Origin of the sequence: Nocardia sp. NPDC050630 (assembly GCF_044457245.1) — a bacterium.
In the GTDB taxonomy this organism is placed as follows: Bacteria; Actinomycetota; Actinomycetes; order Mycobacteriales; family Mycobacteriaceae; genus Nocardia.
Genome location: NZ_JBITGN010000013.1, coordinates 75,525 through 94,211, shown reverse-complemented (window position 1 = coordinate 94,211; position 18,687 = coordinate 75,525). Strand labels below are relative to the sequence as shown.

Here is an 18,687-nt window from a genome sequence, read left to right as displayed (position 1 = left end):
GGTGGGAAGGCTTTCCCGACCAACATTTACGACATGGTCACGCTGGTTCACCGTCGTAACGTGCGCGGGCCGCGAGGACTTCGTCCATGCGCTCCTCGGCCCATCTTTTTATGGCGCGCATCACAGGCTGCAGGCTATGACCGAGCGCGGTGAGTTCGTAGTCGACCCGGACCGGCACCTCGGCCGTGATCCGACGCTCGAGTAGGCCGTCGCGCTCGAGGGTGCGCAGGGTTTGGGTGAGCATTTTGGGGCTGACGCCGGAGATGATGCGGTTGATCTCGGCGTAGCGCAGCGGGCCGTCGGCGAGGGCGTTGAGTATCAGGCTGACCCATTTATCGCTGATCCGGTCGAGAAGATGGCGCGTCGGGCATTCGGCCACGTAGGCGTCGTATTGCTGTTTTGCCAGGTCGCGGCGTTGTGCCGCGGTCGTTGTCGCCATCTGCTTTCCCTGCCGCCCGTTACGCACTTCTAGGTAACTACTACCCGACAGATAGTAACTCGACCTAGTTTGTCGAGGTAATCCAATAAGCGAGAAGGAGTGCCATGCGTGCGGTAGTAGTCCGGCGACCCGGCCCGAAGGCAGTCGCGGAGATCATCGAGGTGCCGACGCCCGAGCCGGGACCGGGTTCGGTTCGGGTGAAAGTGGCCGCGGCGACGGTCAATCCGGTGGATCTCATGGTTCGAAATGGTGTCGGCGGGACTGCGTTCGCCGCCCCGCGCGATCAGTGGGGAATCGGATGGGATGTCGCCGGTGTCGTCGACGCCGTCGGTTCCGGTGTCGATTTCACGGTGGGGCAGCAGGTGATCGGCATCAGCGACCGTCTCGACATCTCGTTGGCGGCCCAAGCCGATTATGTCGTCCTCGAAGCCCAAAACATCGCCCCCGCACCGACTTCCGTACCAGCGACCGCCGCCGCCACCATCCCGCTCAACGGCCTCACCGCCCTTCAGGCCCTAGCCGCCCTCGACCTGACGCCTGCCGATTCCCTCCTCATCACCGGCGCGGCAGGCGCGGTAGGCGGCTATGCCGTCGAACTCGCCGCAGCGCGAGGTATTCGAGTAATCGCCGTTGCGTCGGCTGCTGACGAGTCCACCGTTCGATCCTTCGGCGCCACCGACTTCATCCCCCGCGAAGTGAACCTTCCGGATGCCGTCCGAGCCCTCATACCCGGCGGCGTAGACGCGGCCCTCGACGCCGCCGCCCTCGGCCCCGAAACCCTCGCCGCCGTCCGCGCCCGCGGCCGCTTCGTCTCCATCAGTGTTCCAGCCACGCCGATCCCCTTGCGCGGCACCAAGGTAACCACCGTCCTGGTCCACGCCGACCGCACCCAACTCGACGAACTCGTCGCATTGGTCGACAAAGGCCAACTCACCCTCCGCGTAGCGCAAACCTACCCGTTGGATGCGGTTGCCGACGCCCAACAGCGGCTCGCGGCAGGTGGCCTGCGCGGCCGCCTCGTTCTGATCTCCTGACCCAGCGAATTGTGTTCAGGCCGAAGCGGGACGCGTCCAGCCCACCGCGCACGCTAGCGCGCTCGGATCGGGTCGGCTTTCTTCCAGCCGTTGACCGATCGCACTGTGGTGGTGATGGTCGCGGGTGCGGCGGTGGGGGCGTAGGGGGTGAACTGTTCCAGGGAGCCCCAGTCTCGGGTCCAGTTGTGGTCGAGGTAAGTGGGGATGGTTCGGGATTTCAGGAGTAGACCGGTCCAGCCGAGGGGGCCGCCGCCGATATCGTCCTGCCAGGCGTTGGAGGCGTCGGAGCCGACGCGGTCGGGCAGGATCCGCCACTGGGGGACCTCGGCGACGCCGTCGTGGTGGTCGAACGGGCGCTGGCAGGGGAAGGCCAGGCCGACGTGCCAGTCCAGCAGGACCGGAGCGGTTTCGCCGACAACGGAATTCAACGTGGCCAGATGCGGCAGCCGGGGCGGGGTGACGGCCAACCACTGCTTCTGGGTGATGTCGTTGTCGACCGCGACCAATCGCACCGCGTTCACGCCGGCGGGCAACTTGTCCAGTGGCACGCGGAGATTGCGCCATGACGGAGCGGGGCCGATGTCGAGCGGATCCACCGAGCCGAGCGTTTGCACCTCGCCGTCGGCTCCGCGCACGCCGTACTCCAGGTGCAGCTCCTGTCCGTAGGTGAGCACACCGTCGGCGTCGATCGAGCGGATCCGGCCCGCCGCGGTAATGCTGAGTACCTGGTAGGTCGGGTCGTTACGCATGCTGTCGGTGAGATCGAGCCGGTACCACTGTGTGGTGAGCTTGGCCTGCTGTTGGTCGGCTCCGTCCTGGTAGCTGCCCATGATCGGGGTACGCGCCGGATCCAGGCCGAACGGCAATGCCACTGTGCTGCCATTGATTCCGGCCTGCTGACTGGTGCCGCCGCCGGTGCCCGCACCGGTGGTGTTGGTGGTCTTGTTCTTCGAATCCTTGTTCACCGAATTCGCACCGCCGCTAACCGTCTCCTCGGCATCGGCGGTGAGGTCGGCGGCCACGCCATTGGGCGTGAATCCCTTCGATTCCGCGGACAACCCGTCGGCGGGGGAGCCGGTGTAGGAGAGCAGCAGTGAGTCCGCCGTATCGGTCTCCACCAGCACCTCGTTGGCCAGCGCACAGGTATTACCGTTCAGCGATTCGAGATTCGACTTCGCGATCGAGTACGCCGGGTACTGCGTGGCCGCCGCTTTGGCCAGCGATGCGACCTCGAACAGCACGAGCAGCGCGGCCGCGATCGTCAACGGTGCGGAGGCATACCGCTCGAAACGACCTGGCGCATCCGTCTTCTCGCGATACGGTTCGCGATAGTGCAGCCACACCGCAACCACCAGTGCGACTCCACTGAGCCCGAGGAACAGCGTCGACAGGCCCTTACCGGCGACCAGCGGGGCCTTATCCCACCACGGCACACCGTAACTGGATACGTACCACCAGCCATTGGAGCCGGTAAAGGTGATCGCCAGCAGGAACAGCACCGCCGCCGCGAACAGCGCGCGGTTGCGTGGCGAGCGAATTCCGTTGGTCCCCACCGCAACCGCCGCCAGCGCCGCCAGCGATCCGGCCAGCCCGGCGTATACGCCGAAGTGGTGAGTCCATTTGGTCGGTGTGAACATCATCAGCAGCAGCGAGGCGAAGACGATGCCCAGAATCCGCACCGACGGCCCGCGCGAAGTCCCCGGAATCCGCCCCTTGCGCAGCACCTGCAGCACACAGACCAGCAGACACAGCAGCATGACCAGCACACCGAACCGCCGCGCCAGCGATCCGTCCGGCGAGAGCATCAGCAGCGAATCCCACCGCGTCCGCTCGTCGAACCAGGCCACATTCGGCCCGACGAGGGTGCGCACCCGGGTCGCTTCCATCACCGTCGCCAGCGTCTGATCGGCGAAAACCACAATCAGCACGAGAGTTCCCGCGGCGACCCCAGGGGCCAGCAGCGCCGCATAACGGAAGACAGTGGCCAGGCGCGACGTACTGTGATCTTTTTGGGGAGCGACGGCGGTCCGTTGCTCGGCATCCGATCCGCCTTCGTGCCCAACCGCATTCGCGGTGCCTGCGGAAACCGGCTCGGATCGGTTCCCGGCGCGCTCGGCATCCGGTGCCGCCAGCGTGCCCGCCGCATCACGCGCTCGCCGAATAATGATCTGTAGCACCGGCCGCGAACCCGCAATCAGCGCCGCCACGCAGATCAACCCGGTGGGACCGGCCGCCAGCGAGAACGCGGCGATCAGCACACCGACCGCGGCGGGCAGCAGCCGTCCGGTCGCAATGGCCCGCTCGATCGAGCACCAGGTCAGCAGCGCGCCTGCGGCGATCAGCGGTTCCGGTCGCAGTCCGTTGTCATAGGGCAGCCAGAACGCGAGGAAGACCAGACCGGCGGTCCACAGGGCCACCTTGTGCCTGCGCACTCGAGCGCCCAAGCGCGGCAGCACCTCTCGGCTGATCACCATCCAGCACACGATTCCGGCGGCCAGTGTGGGCAGCCGCATCCACGGGCTGGCATCGGAGACCTTGGTCATCCAGGCCAGCACCTCGTAGGACCAGCCGAACGGCGCTTCGGGCACCGCGAACCAACGGTAGTAGTTGGCCATGTATCCGGAATGCTCCGAAACACGAGCCATGTTCAGGATGTAGCCGTCGTCGGAGGTATTCGCGCCGATGAAATGCCACAGCACCAAGATGCCGAGGATCGCCGCGTCGGCGAGGGTGAATCGCCACCAGTGTGCGGGCAGGAACCGGCGCGCCCGCCGACCGTCGGCATTGTCGAGCAGGTGTAGCGCGACCAACGCGATGATCGTGCAGATCGCCGCGGCGATCATCGCGCCGAGCTTCAGCGCGGACGGAGTCGAGGAGAAGCGGGAATCGATATCGGCGTGCAGTTTCGCGCCATCGAGCTTCGCGGCATCCAGATCGGTGAAGACGCCGACTACCTGCGGGCGGATATCGCGGGTGATGCTGTTGCGGAAGGGCGTACCGTCCTGGCGCTTCGCACCGACGAATTCGACCGAGGTCGCGGCCGCGGTCGCGGTAATGGTGACGGACTCGCACCCGGCTATCTCGGCGACCGGCGCCGACAGCAGCGGCACATCACGCTGCAGCACCGCGAGTGTGCCGTCGGTGACCGAGACGATCAGTCCCTTGGCACTGGCCTGTCCCGATGCGTACGGAATGGTCGACAGCACCGTGCCGGATCCGGCGGCGGTCACCACCGAACACGGCAGCGTCGCATCCAACCGCAGCGGCACATACGAAACAAGCGGCGCTTCGACACTCGCATTGCCCGCCCGAGGCCAGTCGAGCGCGGCCTGATCCTGTTTCACCGGCAGCAACGGCGTCAACAGTGCCAATACGAATCCGAGCAACCCGGAGACGAGGGCGATCAGGCGGTTGCGGGTGAACGCTGCAGAAGTTCGGTCCGGTCGCACGAGGGACCATGCTAGCCACCCGCGTTGGTGACGCTCGCCACCGAGATCATCGCCGCCGCCTACCGCAGCGACCGGACGTCCCAGAGCCACACGTCATCGACCTGTCGCGGCGCGATGTCGAGCAGTTCGGTCATGGTGGTGCGCAGCACTTCGGAGTTCTTGGTCGCGGGCAGGACCACCACATCCGCCTCCCAGAAGCGCAGATCGTCGAGTGCCTGTGCGCGGGTATCGGCGTCGATGGGCGGGACGACCCCGGTGTCCAGCGCACCGACGAGCAGCGCGGTCGTCGGACGGAAATCGGGTCCGTAGATGCCTTTCTTATTCGCGCCGGTCGGGCCGACGAAATAGCCTCCGGCGAGCGGGAAGTCGAAGTCGGCGTCGGCCTGCCAGCGCAATGCCTTCGCGTCGGGGGGACGCGGCGGCGGCACCATGACGACCGAGCCGCCACTCACGTACTTCTTTACTGTCCCGTCGGCGAAGAACTCCGGAGTCGGTGCGCGCTCGATCACCGGAAGTACGGTCGGGGTGAGCGGAGCCAAGGCCAGCCCGAGCGCCGGGAACCAGGCCAGCGGCCGCCAGTCGACCGGTGACTGCCGCCACCAGGTGACCGCCCGCTGGGTCGCCAATGCCAGCACCGCACCGATGGCCGGAATCGCGGCCATGGTCAGCCGAGTCTCCAGCACCGTATTGAGCAGTGGGACCAATTCGGCCCAACGCCAGGGCAATTCGACCCCGGTCGACTGCTTGCCGATCATGGCCGTCGCGCCCAGCGAAAGCACCCCGAAGACCACCATCACCGCGGTCGCCGCCCGGACCACCCGGTCACGCCACAGCAGCGCCACCGTCACGAGCAGCAAAAGCAGCAGTGGCCAGCCGAAATAGGCGTTTTGCTCGGTGTCGTTCATGGACACGTACTGGCCGGGCGCGAACATTCCGCCCAGCGATTCGGCGGGGAACTGCACGATGGCCTTCAGATCGTTGCCCATCGGTCCATGGTCGATCGAGCGATAACTCTGCGGGCCGAAGAACTGCCACCACAGCGGAATTTCGGTGAGCATCAAGGTGATCACCGCCGCCAATGCGATGGTCGGGGCGAGCGAGCGCAGCACCCGCCAGCCTGTGCCCGGTGTGTGCAGGTAGTACACGAGGCCGAAGAGTCCGAAGGCGAGCGCGAAGATCAGCAGCGGTTCCTCACCGAGCGCGATCTGCATCGCTACCAGGAAGCCGAGCACGACGGCATCACGAACTCGCCTGCGTGGCTGGGTGGTATCCGCGGCTGCCGTACGTCGTGCGAGGCGGATCAACAGCAGCGCGATGACCGGAAGCAGCGCAAGCAGCACGAAATTCGGGTGGGCGTTGGCATGGGAGATCATCGCGGGTGCGAAACCGCAGAACAGTCCGCCGATCGCGGCGGCCAGTCGGGACTGCACCAATTCCCGGGAGAACAGCCAGTACCAGGTGAACGCCGTGGAGGCGAGGCCGAGCGTGAGGACGAGCACGAAGGTGACGGTCGGTCCGAACAGCAGCGTGACCGGCGTCAACGGCACTCCGACCCCGAACATGGCCGTATTGGCCATCATGTTCACCCCGGCCGGGAAGTTCTGCAGATTGGTGCCGAGCGGATTCTCCAGGTGCGCCACCGAATGTGCGGTGACCGCGAAGAACCATTCCCACATGGTCTGGTCCTGACCGCTCTTGATCAGGTACCCGGTGTGTGTATTGCGCCACTGTCCGGAAAGCACCGTGACGGCCAATGCCAGATAGCTCGCCGAGGCGACCAGATCACTGCGATCGACCCGGATCGGTCTCCGCTTCGTGATGCGCGGCTCGGGTCTGGCCCCGCCAGCCGGTGTCGATTCCTTGGTGACGACGCCTACTGCTGGTGGTGCTTCGACCTGCAAAACGAACTTCTCCCACGTAAATGGTCAGATCAGCGGTCCACGGTACCCAATTACCCTGTGAATCGCCCGGCTCCCGGCCCTTGCCGCGCCGGATTCGGGGCCGCGACACCGCCGTCGGCGGGCACCGGTCAGCCAGGTCAGCCGGTACCTCGCAAGTTACCCATGTTCTCGCGAATTCATGCGTCGAACACCGACACGGCCCGGTGTCGCCGACCGCGTCAGCGATTGACGACCACCAAGGTGAAGGGACCGATGTTGGTGGTGGTGAAGTGCGGGTCCGCGAAGAGCTCCTTGGGGAAGCTCACTGTGTAGCGCTTCACATTGGGATCGTTGGGGTAGACGTCCTTGGCCAGGCGCAGCGTGTACGTATCGCCGCTGCTACGGAAGAGGAAGGCGTCCGGTGCGCGCCATGGACTCTTGTCGAGCGCCTCCACCAGGGCGGCGGAGGAGTTCAGCTTGCTCCACGACTCGATGGTGGCGGCACGGCCCGCGAAATCGGCCAACGGGTTCGCGTAGTGCGAAGTGAGCGCCTGGAAGCCGTAATACGGGTAGAAGGACAGGAAGCTGGTATCGGCGGTAAGAACCACCGAATCCGAGCGTGGACGGCCGGTCTGCGCGATAAGTGCCGCATCGATTTCGCGGTAGTACGACGCCGCACCCGGTGCACGCTTATCGGCGCGTTCGCCGTTGCCATCGGTGTCGGTGTAGGCGGTGGTGATCTCCGGCTTCAGCACCTGCGGAATGTCCTGCGTGAACGCGAGCGCACCGACGATGGCGACCACGACCACGGCGAACTTGAACCGTCCCGCCTCATTGAGGGCGCGATAGGCCTCCCGCGCGCCCTCGACGAAGCCGAACGCTCCCGCCGCCGCCAGCAGTACCTCGAGCACGGGCGTCAACCGGAACGAGAGCAGGGTCGTACCCGCCGCGGTCGCCGTCATCGACAGCAGACACCACAGATAGATCGCCACAACGCCGATGCCGAGCGCCTGCGCGCGCCGCGACGACGCGGCCCGCAGCACCAGCCACACCGTCCCGAGCAGGAAGAACGCCCCGGAAAGCGAGAACTCCGCCATCGGCAACGGCAACTGCGCCCCGCCCTCGGGCAGATAATGGAATGCTGTCCCCGAACTCGGCATCGACCCACCGAGCATCTTCACTACGAACGGCAGCCAGACGACCAGCGCGACCAGGCCCGCGATCGCCGCGATGACAATGAGCCGAACCAGCGGCAGCATGACTGCCCACCGAATCGAATCCGCCCCGCCGCGTTGCGCTCGGCTCGCCACCCGCTGTGCCCGCACCGCGAGCCCCGCCGAAACCAGCCCCATCAGTCCGACCGCGAAGGCCGCCACCGCGAAATACAACGTGTAGAACGACGCCGCCATCCCAAGGAACAGCCCGGCACCGATAACCGCCCCCCATCCCCCGGCCGTTCCGACGCCCCCGGCCGTTCCGTCGCCGCTGGTCGTTCCGACATCGCCGGTCGTTCCGATGCCGCTGGCCGTCGTGGCGCTACTGTTCGTCGGGGCGCTCCTGGCCGCCGTACCACTGCTTGCCGCCGCGTGTTCGCCGCCCGCCGCGCCTTTGTCACCAGAGGTGGCGGCACTACCTGATGCGGCACTACCTGATGCGGCACTACCTGATGCGGCGCTGCCTGAGGCGGCACCGCCCGAGGTGGCGGTACCAACTACCGCCGCACTGTCCGCAGCGCTGTCGACAGCTGAGGCTGCGGCACTCCCTGGGGTTGCGGCATTCCCTGCGGTTGCGGCGTCATGTGAGGTTGTGCTGTGGCTTGCGGTTGCGGCGACAGCTGAGGCTGCGGCACCCCCTGACGCGCGAGCGCCACTCGATGCCACCTCACCTACGGTGCCGCCCGACCGCTCGAGCGGCCGATACAACGCACCCCACGCAAGAATCAACGCGGGCGGCAGCAGCAGCACAATGACCGCGCTGTATGCCTCCGGCGACGCATAAGCCACCGTCACCGCGGTGGTCGCCGCACTCACTCCGATCGCCCAGTCGGCGCGAATCAGCTTGGACCACAGGACGAGTGCGATCACCGCGACCACCGCGAGTGATCCGATGGCGTACGGCTTGAAAGCCTCCCAGCCGTCCATCCCGAGCACATTCGCCACGCGCCCGCCGATCCAGAACCAGCCGGCCGGATAGAACGGTGGCAGGTCGACATAGGTCATATCGTGCAGCGCAGCACTGTCGGTGAGCCGTGTCAGATATTCGGTGCGAAACTCCTGATCCACCGAGACACCGAAGAGGTACAGCTTGGTCGCCGCCAGCGGCATCCCCAAAGTCACCGTGACGAACGTCGAAATCCCGACCCAGGACAGCAGTTTCGCCACCCACGGCCACCGCCGCGCCCGCACCAGCCGGATCGCCACGCCGAGCAGCACGGCGGCCCCGACCTGTCCGACCGTGGTCAACGACCTGGTCACATTGGACGAGTTGAACGCGGGCCACTGCACCATCGAAAACGCCACCAGCCCGATGGCGGCGACGAGCGCGGCCACCACGGCGGCCAGCAGCGCCTCACCTACCCCGGAGCCGATATGTCGGATCAACAGCGCCGCCCGGCCGCGCTCCGGTGCGGAGTGCTCGGCGCGTTCTGCCGTGACTGTGCTCAACGGAGTGCTCCTTCGACAATGCGACGGCTCGAGGTCGGCTCCGAACTTGCCACGTCGCCCGGCCGTTCGCATGGGCAGGGTGCCGAATGCCGCATCGACCGGTACCGGCGAACCGCGACGATGGTATCCACCGAAATGGCGCAGTGGCGTGCGCTGATGTCGGACTTGCTGTCTCGTGGGCACCGAACCCGCCGGGCAGCCGGGGAACCGCGTGATACAGACGAGCCGCACCCGTCCCGCGCAAACATGTGCGCGACCGACAGGGTGCGGCTCGGGAAATCAGATGGGCAGCTTGCGGAAGATCGGGCGCGGAATGTGGCGCAGGATCATCATCACGAAGCGGAAGGTACCGGGCGCCCAGACGAGCTCCTTGCCCCGCTGCGACGCCGAAACCGCCAGCGCCGCAATATCTTCCTTATTGACGGTGAGCGGTGCCTCTTTGACGTGCGCGGAGAACCTGGTCCGCACCATGCCCGGCCGGATCACCAGCACGCGCGGTCCGTACGGCCGCAGCGCCTCGCCGAGTCCCAGATAGAAGCCGTCCAGGCCGGCCTTGGTGGAGCCGTAGACGAAGTTCGAGCGACGCACCCGCTCACCGGCCACCGAGGACATGGCGATGATCCGCCCGAAGCCCTGCTTCTTCATCTTCTCGCCGACCAGCACACCGACCGAAACCGCCGCGGTGTAGTTGATTCCGGCGACCTGCACGGCCTTGCGCTGGTTCTGCCACAGCTCTTCCGGATCGGCGTCCAGAGCGAATGCGACGATGGCGACATCCACATCGCCGCCTTCCCAGGCCGCGTCGATCACCTTGGGATGACTCTCGGTGTCGAGTGCGTCGAAGTCGATGACGTCGACCTGGGTCGCACCGGCGGCCTTCAGTTCGGAGACGGCGTCCTCGCGCAGCGGATCACCGGGCAGTGCGGCCAGGATGATGCGCGCCGGACTCTTGCGCAGATACTCGGCGCAGATCGCCAAGCCGATCTCCGAGGTACCGCCCAGCAGCAGGATGGTCTGCGGGTTGCCTACGGCATTAATCACTGGAGCTCCAGCCTTCTCGCCATATCGGACATGAAAACGCCTGTGGGATCCACACTTCGGCGGATCTTGATCCACTCGTCGATCCGCGGGTACATCTGATGGAAGGTCTCCGCGGTGGTGCGCGAATCCTTCGCGGTGTACAGCCGCCCGCCGAACTCCATCACGCGGCGGTCCAGCTCGCTCACCAACTCGTTCAGACCCGGTTTGATCGGGAAGTCGACGCAGATGTTCCAGCCCGGCATCGGGAAGCTCAGCGGAGCCGGATTACCCGGTCCGAACAGCTTGAAAACGTTCAGCGCCGAGTAGTGCCCCGAGGCCTGGATATCGATGATGATCCGCTTGAACTCCTCGACCGCCTCGGTCGGCACCACGAACTGGTACTGCAGGAAGCCGTTGGAACCGTAGCCGCGGTTCCACTCCGCGATCATGTCGAGCGGGTGGTAGAACTGCGTGAGATTCTGCACCTTGCCGGTGTAGTTGCCGCCCATAGCGTAGTACGCCTCGCCGATGGCCTGGAGCGTGAACTTGTTCATGGTCCAGTTCGGGAAGATATCGGGCACCGTCATCAGCTGCGGCGCATCGAATTTCAGCGGCTTCTTGCGCAGGCGCTTGGGTAGTTCGTCGAGTTTGGCGAGGCGGCCCCGGGTGATGGTGGCCCGGCCGAGCTTCGGCAGCGGGCTGATCACATCGAACCACGCGCTCGAGTAGGTGTAATTGGCCTCGCTGCCATCGCTGTGCGCGGCGATGGTCTCGTCGAGCGTGGTGGTCTTCACGCCGTCGTTGAGGAAGTACGCCGTCTCGGTGGGCGCCATCTCGATGGTCGCGCGCAGGATGATGCCGGTGAGTCCGTTGCCGCCGACGGTCGCCCAGAACAGCTTGGCATTGCGCTTCGGCGTGATGTGCTGCACCTGCCCATCGGCGGTGAGCAGATCGATCGAGCGCACGTGGTTGCCGAAGCTGCCCTCGCTGTGATGGTTCTTACCGTGGATATCGGAGGCGATGGCGCCGCCGATCGTCACCTGACGGGTACCGGGTAGCACCGGAACCCAGAGCCCGAACGGCAGCGCGGCCTTCATGAGCTGGTCCAGGCTGACGCCGCCGTCCACATCGACGATCCGGGTGTCCCGGTCGATCCGGTGGATATTGTTCAGCGCCGTCATATCGACGACGAGGCCGCCCGCGTTCTGCGCGTGATCGCCATAGGAGCGGCCGAGCCCGCGCGCGATGATGCCGCGACGCAGGTGGGCCGGCTTGGAGTCGTTGTCCTCGGCGACCATGGCGACGGCCTTGGCGATCAGTTCGGGATCGCTCGTCGAGAGCACTTCGGAAGATGTTGGTGCGGTGCGACCCCACCCGGTCAATGCCTTGGTCTGCGTCGGCAACGCGTAGGTGCCGTCGGTGACATTGCCGGAGTTCCCGGTTGTGGTGGCGGTCGGAGCTTTCGTGGACATCGGCATAGAGGCTACATGCATGAGCCGATATCCGGTCGGCGTCGCCGTACTCACCGGTATGTGAGGTCCTCCGTCGGTTGCGTCGCGCCGGACGAACGTCCAATCGGTGCTCGGTCCGCTTGCCGCGCGTCACCGGCGTTAGGCTCGTCGGCGTGCAAGCCGAACCCCACCTGCCGCTCCCGGCCGAACTGCCGCTGGTCGACGAGCCGGGCGGAACAGATGTCGACCTCAAAACCCAGATAGTCCGCTTCACCCTCACCGGCGGCCTGTCGGCCATCGTCGACTACGGGATCTACAGCTTCCTGCTGAATCTCATCGGCCTACCGGTCAGCGTCGCGAAATCGATCAGCTTCATCGCGGGCACCACTACCGCCTACCTGATCAATCGCCGCTGGACATTCCAGGCGCCGCCGAGCCGCGCCCGCTTCATCGCTGTCGTGGTCCTCTACGCCGTCACCTTCGCCGTCCAGGTCGGCATCAACGCCGTGCTCTACGCCACACTTCCCGGCGACTGGTGGCGCCAGCCCCTGGCCTTCGTCATCGCCCAGGGCACCGCGACGGTCATCAACTTCGTCGTCCAGCGCCTGGTCATCTTCAAACTCGGCGTCTGATTGCGGCGTCTTCGGCGCCGCGAACGTCGCTCGTAAGACTCGCTCCGCCTGGGCGAGTAAGCAGTTCGGCTAACGAATCAGCGCGGAATCAAGGCGTTGGCTTGTGCTTTCGCTCCGAAGTAGTCACCGCCTTTGGCGCGGACGTTGTCCGTCCCCCACTCCCGCTGTTCGCGCGCTGCGGGGACCAGATGCGGGATGTGTTTGCGGCAGTGGATGTAGGCCTCTTCTACATCTACGACCACCCAATGTTCGGCGGCTCGTCCTTTGATGCTCGCGGGTAGGGCGGGGACGTTGCCGCGCAGTGCGGTGTCGTCCACGATCCGTGCCGAACCGTTGATGTGCAATCCGATCAGATCCTGGACGAAATCGATTAGCAGGATGCCTACGTGCGGGTTCTCCAGGATGTTGCCGAGACTAGCGTGCACGCCGTTGCCGCGGTATTCCGGATACGCAAGTGTGCGTTCGTCGATCACATGCAGAAAGCCGGGCAGCCCTGCGCGGAAGCTTGCGTCGCATTCGCCGTGTTTGTCCGCGGTGGCGATGAACGCCATATCCGTCCTGGCGATGAATTCGATCATCGCCGGGTTCAGGTGATCGAGTACTTGATCTTGGTAGAAGCGTTCGGCGCGGTCGCGCGTGCCGTACCTGTCCTGTAGTTCGTGCTCACCGTCACTGCCACAACGTGTACCGGGCATCGCGCCCCCTCTGGTAGCTGGAATCCGGCATACGGCAACGGGTTCGACGCTGAGCCCGCGACTAAACCGAAATCCCGTCCATTTTAGTCTGGCAACACAGCAAAATCCATGTTGAGAATGCACTGAATCTATAGTTAGCGCAAGGGTTTCCATGAATTAGCTACAATCCGACCGCCCGGAATATTTGTGATTCGCGACCGGTCGGATCGAGCGGAACTCAGGCAGGCGTCAAGGTCACCGGAACGCCATTGAAGACCGCATTTCCGGACGGCACATCCACTATCGAATCGTCGGTCAGCACATTGGCATTCACGCCGGCATGCGCCCGGGCCACCGTCTGCGTGCTGTCGGTATGTCCCCAGCCGTGCGGCAAGCTGACCACCCCGGGCATGATCGCCTCTGTCGGCTCCAGCGGTACCGTCAGCGTCCCCGCGGCAGACTTCACCACCGCGGTATCGCCGAGCCCCAACCGCGCCACATCCGCCGGATTGATATGCAGCGTGCAGGTATTCGACCCGCTGACCAGCGTCGGGATATTGTGCATCCAACTATTATTGGATCGCAGTTGACGCCGCCCGATCAACACCACATCCGGCGCGGCATCGGCGAGCCGAGCCCGCAGCCGCGCGACATCGTCGAGCAGCGGCTGCGGCGCCAACTCCACCCGCTTGGACGCGGTCCGCAGCACGCCGGGCAGGCGCGGCCGCAGCGGTCCGAGATCGACACCATGCGGATTGTCCAACAGCACCCGCAGATTCAGCGTGCCGTATTGGTCTCCGTGGTCACGCGGGCCACCGCCGCCGAGCCCGTCGATCGCAGCGGCATTCCATTCGCCGTACGGTCCGAGCCGCAGCATGAGATCGATGCGCTGTTCGGTGCTGTTGGACCCGATGAGTTCGGGCCGCCGCTCCGGTATACCCGCTTTGTGCAGCATGCCGGCGATGATCAGTTCGTCGACGTCGTTCAGCGCTTCCGGTCCGGCAGGCTTACCGGTGAGCGCCGCACCGAGTCTGGCCAGGATCTCCGACTCCGAAGGCCGGTCGCCGAGCGGGACCAGCGGCCGCGAGTACCGCGCGTAGTTGCGAACGGCGAACTGCAGCAACGCGAAGTCGTAATGCGGTGATTGCGTCGGCCGCGGCGGTGGCAGGATCACATCCGCATGCCGGGTGGTCTCATTCAGGTACCGATCCACGCTGACCATGAAGTCCAACTGCTCGAAGGCCGTAGCCAACCTGGCCCCGCTCGGCGCCGACAGCACCGGGTTACCCGCGACGGTCACCAGCGCGCGCACCTGTCCCGCGCCCGGTGTGGTGATCTCGTCGGCCAGCGTGGCCACCGGCAGTTCGCCCATCGCCTCGGGGAGTTCGCGCACCCGGCTTGCCCAGCGTCCGGTGCGGAATGGCTTGGTGCGCGGGATCCCACCCGCCGCAGCGTTGGCGAACATGGCACCGCCGGGTGAGTCGAGATTGCCGGTCAGAACATTGATGACCTCGACCAACCACTGAGTCAGCGTGCCGAATTCGGCTGTGCAGGTGCCGATCCGCGCATATACCGCTGCGGTCGGCGCGGCCGCCAATTCCTGCGCGATCCGGATAACCGTCTCGGCGGGAATTCCGGTCCGAGCCGAAACCACCTCGGGTGGGAAGTCCGCGGCGGCTGTGCGAACTTCGTCCAGACCCGCGACATCCATGCGGATATCGGTCAGACCTTGTTCGAACAACGTATGCACGATCCCGAACAACAGATAAGCATCGCTGCCCGGCCGGATGAACAGATGTTCATCGGCGAGCTTAGCGGTCCGTGTTTCCCGCGGATCGACCACAACGAATTTGCCGCCGCGCTTGCGCAGCGCCTTCAACCGGCCCGGGAAATCCGGTGCGGTGCACAGTGATCCGTTCGACTCCAGCGGATTCGCGCCAAGCATCAGCAGATAATCGGTGCGATCCAGGTCCGGCACCGGCACGGTCAGCGGATCGCCGAACATCAACCCGCTCGCCACCTGCTTGGGCATTTGGTCTGCGGTACTCGCCGAAAACAGATTCTTGGTGCCTAGCGCCCGGATCAACACGGGCACATAAAGCGCCCCGGCCACGGTATGCGCGTTCGGATTGCCGAGATACAGTGCCGCCGACTGATTTCCATGCTCGGCCACGATCGCCGGAAAACGTGCGGCGATGAGATCGAACGCCTCGGCCCAGGATGCGGTGCGCCAGGTATCGGTGGCCCGGTCGCGGATCATCGGTTCGGTCAACCGGTCCGGATCCTCGTCGAGATGTCCGAAGCTGGCCCCTTTGGGGCAGATGAATCCCTTGCTGAACGGATCCTGTCGGTCGCCGCGAACCGAGGTCACGTGGTCATTCGAGTCGAGGGTGATCTCGAGTCCGCAGACCGCCTCGCACAGCGGGCAGGTCCGCAACAGCGTGCGGGAGTCATCAGTGAGCTGGGCCATAGCCCCATCATCGCGCGCGATGGATCTATGTGAAACAAGAACGGTCTATATGCCCGCGTGAACCGTTCCGACATGTTCGGCGAACCAGTCGAGCGGCACCATCGCAACGACTGGTTTCGCGAGAACATGGCTAACTCGTCGGGTACGCCCAAGACAGGTCATGCCACTCGACGCAGGATCTATGCGCAGGCCGAGCGGCACCCAACTTGTATGGCGTGAGTATGCGAAGAGGCGGACGAGCTCAGCAGGCGACGGTTGCGTTGACGGTCGTGCGACGCGAGAGCGCCGAGCGGACCGCCGCGCCGATCGCGACTACGGGCGGAATCCAGCGGGCCTCGGCGGGAGCCACGCCCCAGCAAGCCTCGCCGGTGGTGAGCTGGGTGGGCGGCAGCGGGATGCCGTCACCGTCGGTGTAGACGGTGGCGCCCGCCTCGCGCAGTGCCTCCAGCGCCATCGCGGCCTTGCGCACACCGGTGACCAAGTGGATCTCGCGACGCTCGGCACCGGGAATCTCGATGACCGGGCCGGTCAGGTTGTTCGCGCGCAGGAACCGGCGAACCTCGCCGGCCAGTTCACCGCTGATCTCGATACCCGACAGATCCTCGTCCGTGATCAGGCAGATTCCGTTGGTCGTTTCAGCGATCGTCCACCCGCGCTGGATGTAGTCCTGCGCCGCGGCAGTCATCTCTGCCGCCGATGCGGAAGTCGGAAACGTGGTGCGCACTGTCTTTCTCCATTCCCCGATAGATCTGGGTCCTGCATACGTGGGTGGTATCGGGGCGGGGTGGGGTGGGCGTTACGGGTTGTACAAAAGATCTTGGTGACTGTCGGGTTCGTCTCACCCGGTAGTGATCGGCTATCACCGAGGCACCCCCGCAATGAGCCGTGCCGATCGGCCCTCGGGTCATGGCAGGCACGCCTTTTATGTGAATCCACTCCTATTGGCCGGGCGTCGAATTGGGGGAAGGATCGCGATATGAGTGAGCATCGCGGTAGCGATTCGACGGCGAGCGGTCGGGCGGGTGGGCGCGCGGCATCACGAAGCAATTCGGCAGACGGGGTCGACAGCGCGCCGGATTCGGCGGAGTTCGAAACCGAATCACGCTGGATCGGCTGGAAAGAGACCGCGTCCAAACGGTTCTCGCGCACCGCGGAGCCAGAACCGGCCGAGCCCTTCGAAAGTCCCCGTGCCTGGACCGCCGATGCCGCCCGCGGCCTGCTCGACGTGCAGTTCCACCGGCCGGCGACCAGGACGCTGCTGCCACTTGCCTACATGCTCGGCCTGGCCTTCGCGATCGGCATTCCGATCGCACTGACGGTGCTGATGTGGCAGGTCTCCGCGGTGTTCGGCGTGCTGGCCGCCTTGATCGCGATACCCCTTGGCCTGACCATCGCGGCCGTCGTACGCCTGCTGCTCGAATTCCTGGAGAACGCGTCCAAGCTGGCGACCAAGGTCGAGCACATCGCCGATCTCGCCGACGATCTGTTCCAAGCGCTCGCCGATGTCGCCGAGCCGGTCAACCAGCTTTCCGAAGACGTTCGCGCCGTGCAGTTCTGGCGTTTCCGCAAGCGCAGCGAACGCAAGTAAGACCCGCGCTGAGTTGCCGAATCGCCGCCTGCGCGAACATGTTCGTCGCTGTTGCGCCCTTGGCGTGCCTGGGCCACTCGGCGTGACCTGCGTCCGATTTACTGTGAAACAATGCTGTTCGGATATCGCAAGGGGGAAACATGGCTTTACCGCAGGGCACGACCGGCTCGACCATGCCGCGCAGGCAGCTCGGCCGACATCTACGTGATCTGCGCAATCGGGCCAGGATGACCACTCGGACGGCGGCTCAACAGCTCGAATGGTCCGAGGCCAAGATCTGGCGGATCGAAACCGGGCAGACCTCACTGCGCAGCCTGGACGTCGAGGCCATGTGCAAGATCTACGGTGCGCCAACCGATCTCGTCGAACCGCTGACCGCACTGGCCAAGGAAACCAAGGCCAGAGGTTGGTGGACCGGCTATAGCGATGTGATCGCCGAGGGTTTCGAGGTGTACATCGGCCTCGAGGAAGCCGCACGCGCCCTGGCCACCTACGAGAACGAGCTGATCCCCGGACTGCTACAGACCGAGGCATACACCCGCGCGCTGCTGAAGTCCGCGCGCCCGGATGCGTCCGAGACCGAAATCGACCGGCGAGTGCAGTTGCGCACGGCCAGGCAGGCATTGCTCACGCGCAAGGATTCGCCGCTGCATTTGGATGTGGTGATCAGCGAGTCGGTGCTGTGGCGGCGGGTCGGCGGCATCGAGGTGAGCGTCGAACAGCTCGCGCACTTGCGGCGCATGTGCGATCTGCCGAATGTGCGAATCCAGTTGGTGCCCTCGGATTCCGGCTATCACGACGGCATGGATTCGGGTCCGTTCGTGCTGCTCGAATTCGCCGATGCGGCCCAAGTGGAGCTGCGCGAGCCGCCGGTGGTCTACGTCGAGGCGTTCACCGGACCGGTGTATCTGGACAAGGAACACGACATCAATCGCTACCGTACGGCTTTCGCGAACATCAAGTCGGTCGCGGTGGATGCCCGCGCAGGCATAGAGGAAGCGCGCTCTGTTTAATGGCCGCGCCTTCGGCGCGGCGTGTTCGCGGCCCCTTGTGTCTCGCGTCCGAGCCGTCGAGACTCCCCCCGGCGGCGCCGGCGCCTACACCGCCCCGCCCCGCCGCCGGCCGCGAACGGTCGCTCGTAAGACTCGCTCCGTTGGGGCTGGTGGCGGCGGGGCGTTCGGCATTTGGTGCACGCGTGCTAGCGGGGAGTCCCGTGCCTGCGGGCGCATGCGCTTCGACGACTCGAACGCCGATCGGCGTACGGATTTCGGCGGTCAGTACCGTCGGCGTAGGTGACGCGCGCCGAGTCGGGCCGCGAACGGGTCGCTCGTACGACTCGCTCCGTTGTGGTTGATGGCGGGGGTGTTCGGCACTTGGTGTACGCGTG

General features: G+C 65.5%; 13 protein-coding genes. 4 read left to right on the top strand and 9 right to left on the bottom strand.

From position 1 onward, the window contains the following. Window positions 1-37: 37 nt before the first annotated feature. Complete coding sequence (locus tag ACIBG0_RS28405) at window positions 38-439, bottom strand: winged helix-turn-helix transcriptional regulator (protein ID WP_397036401.1); 402 nt, start codon at window positions 437-439, stop codon at window positions 38-40. 104 nt (window positions 440-543) lie between these two features. On the opposite strand from ACIBG0_RS28405, the gene ACIBG0_RS28400 reads away from it, so the two are divergent. Next, on the top strand, window positions 544-1,473 hold the full coding sequence (locus ACIBG0_RS28400; protein ID WP_397036399.1) for an NADP-dependent oxidoreductase: 930 nt from the start codon (window positions 544-546) through the stop codon (window positions 1,471-1,473). Between the two features lie 53 nt (window positions 1,474-1,526). On the opposite strand, the gene ACIBG0_RS28395 is transcribed toward ACIBG0_RS28400, so the two are convergent. From ACIBG0_RS28395 to ACIBG0_RS28375, 5 genes are all read right to left on the bottom strand, one after another. Beyond that, window positions 1,527-4,922 carry an arabinosyltransferase domain-containing protein gene (locus ACIBG0_RS28395; protein ID WP_397036397.1) on the bottom strand — a complete coding sequence of 1,132 codons (3,396 nt, stop codon included), beginning with the start codon at window positions 4,920-4,922 and terminating at the stop codon, window positions 1,527-1,529. A gap of 59 nt (window positions 4,923-4,981) precedes the next feature. Beyond that, window positions 4,982-6,823 carry a glycosyl transferase gene (locus ACIBG0_RS28390; RefSeq protein WP_397036395.1) on the bottom strand — a complete coding sequence of 614 codons (1,842 nt, stop codon included), beginning with the start codon at window positions 6,821-6,823 and terminating at the stop codon, window positions 4,982-4,984. Between the two features lie 218 nt (window positions 6,824-7,041). Further along, a complete protein-coding gene (locus ACIBG0_RS28385; RefSeq protein WP_397036624.1) occupies window positions 7,042-9,402 on the bottom strand; it encodes an arabinofuranosyltransferase in 2,361 nt (786 codons plus the stop codon). Window positions 9,403-9,744: 342 nt separating this feature from the next. Next, on the bottom strand, window positions 9,745-10,506 hold the full coding sequence (locus ACIBG0_RS28380; RefSeq protein WP_397036393.1) for a decaprenylphospho-beta-D-erythro-pentofuranosid-2-ulose 2-reductase: 762 nt from the start codon (window positions 10,504-10,506) through the stop codon (window positions 9,745-9,747). Continuing rightward, window positions 10,503-11,957, bottom strand: coding sequence for an FAD-binding protein (locus tag ACIBG0_RS28375; protein ID WP_397036391.1), 1,455 nt, complete (start codon window positions 11,955-11,957; stop codon window positions 10,503-10,505). The genes ACIBG0_RS28380 and ACIBG0_RS28375 overlap by 4 nt, the downstream gene beginning before the upstream one ends. A 152-nt stretch (window positions 11,958-12,109) precedes the next feature. Here ACIBG0_RS28375 and ACIBG0_RS28370 point away from each other — a divergent pair, with 152 nt between their 5' ends. Next, entirely contained in the window at window positions 12,110-12,568 is a 459-nt protein-coding gene (locus ACIBG0_RS28370; protein WP_327094565.1) for a GtrA family protein, read from the top strand. 77 nt (window positions 12,569-12,645) lie between these two features. On the opposite strand, the gene ACIBG0_RS28365 is transcribed toward ACIBG0_RS28370, so the two are convergent. The 3 genes from ACIBG0_RS28365 to ACIBG0_RS28355 all read right to left on the bottom strand — a co-directional run bounded on the left by ACIBG0_RS28365 (window position 12,646) and on the right by ACIBG0_RS28355 (window position 16,436). Further along, window positions 12,646-13,263: a pyridoxamine 5'-phosphate oxidase family protein gene (locus tag ACIBG0_RS28365; protein WP_397036389.1), complete on the bottom strand. Its 618-nt coding sequence runs from the start codon at window positions 13,261-13,263 to the stop codon at window positions 12,646-12,648. A gap of 217 nt (window positions 13,264-13,480) precedes the next feature. Further along, complete coding sequence (locus tag ACIBG0_RS28360; RefSeq protein ID WP_397036388.1) at window positions 13,481-15,712, bottom strand: molybdopterin oxidoreductase family protein; 2,232 nt, start codon at window positions 15,710-15,712, stop codon at window positions 13,481-13,483. A gap of 241 nt (window positions 15,713-15,953) precedes the next feature. Further along, the gene (locus tag ACIBG0_RS28355) at window positions 15,954-16,436 is read right to left on the bottom strand and encodes a hypothetical protein (protein ID WP_397036386.1); all 483 of its coding nucleotides are present in this window, start codon (window positions 16,434-16,436) and stop codon (window positions 15,954-15,956) included. Window positions 16,437-16,688: 252 nt separating this feature from the next. Between ACIBG0_RS28355 and ACIBG0_RS28350 the strand changes: the two genes are divergently transcribed. Continuing rightward, entirely contained in the window at window positions 16,689-17,300 is a 612-nt protein-coding gene (locus ACIBG0_RS28350) for a DUF4282 domain-containing protein (protein WP_397036384.1), read from the top strand. 140 nt (window positions 17,301-17,440) lie between these two features. Next, window positions 17,441-18,313, top strand: coding sequence for a helix-turn-helix domain-containing protein (locus ACIBG0_RS28345; protein ID WP_397036383.1), 873 nt, complete (start codon window positions 17,441-17,443; stop codon window positions 18,311-18,313). Window positions 18,314-18,687 lie beyond the last annotated feature (374 nt).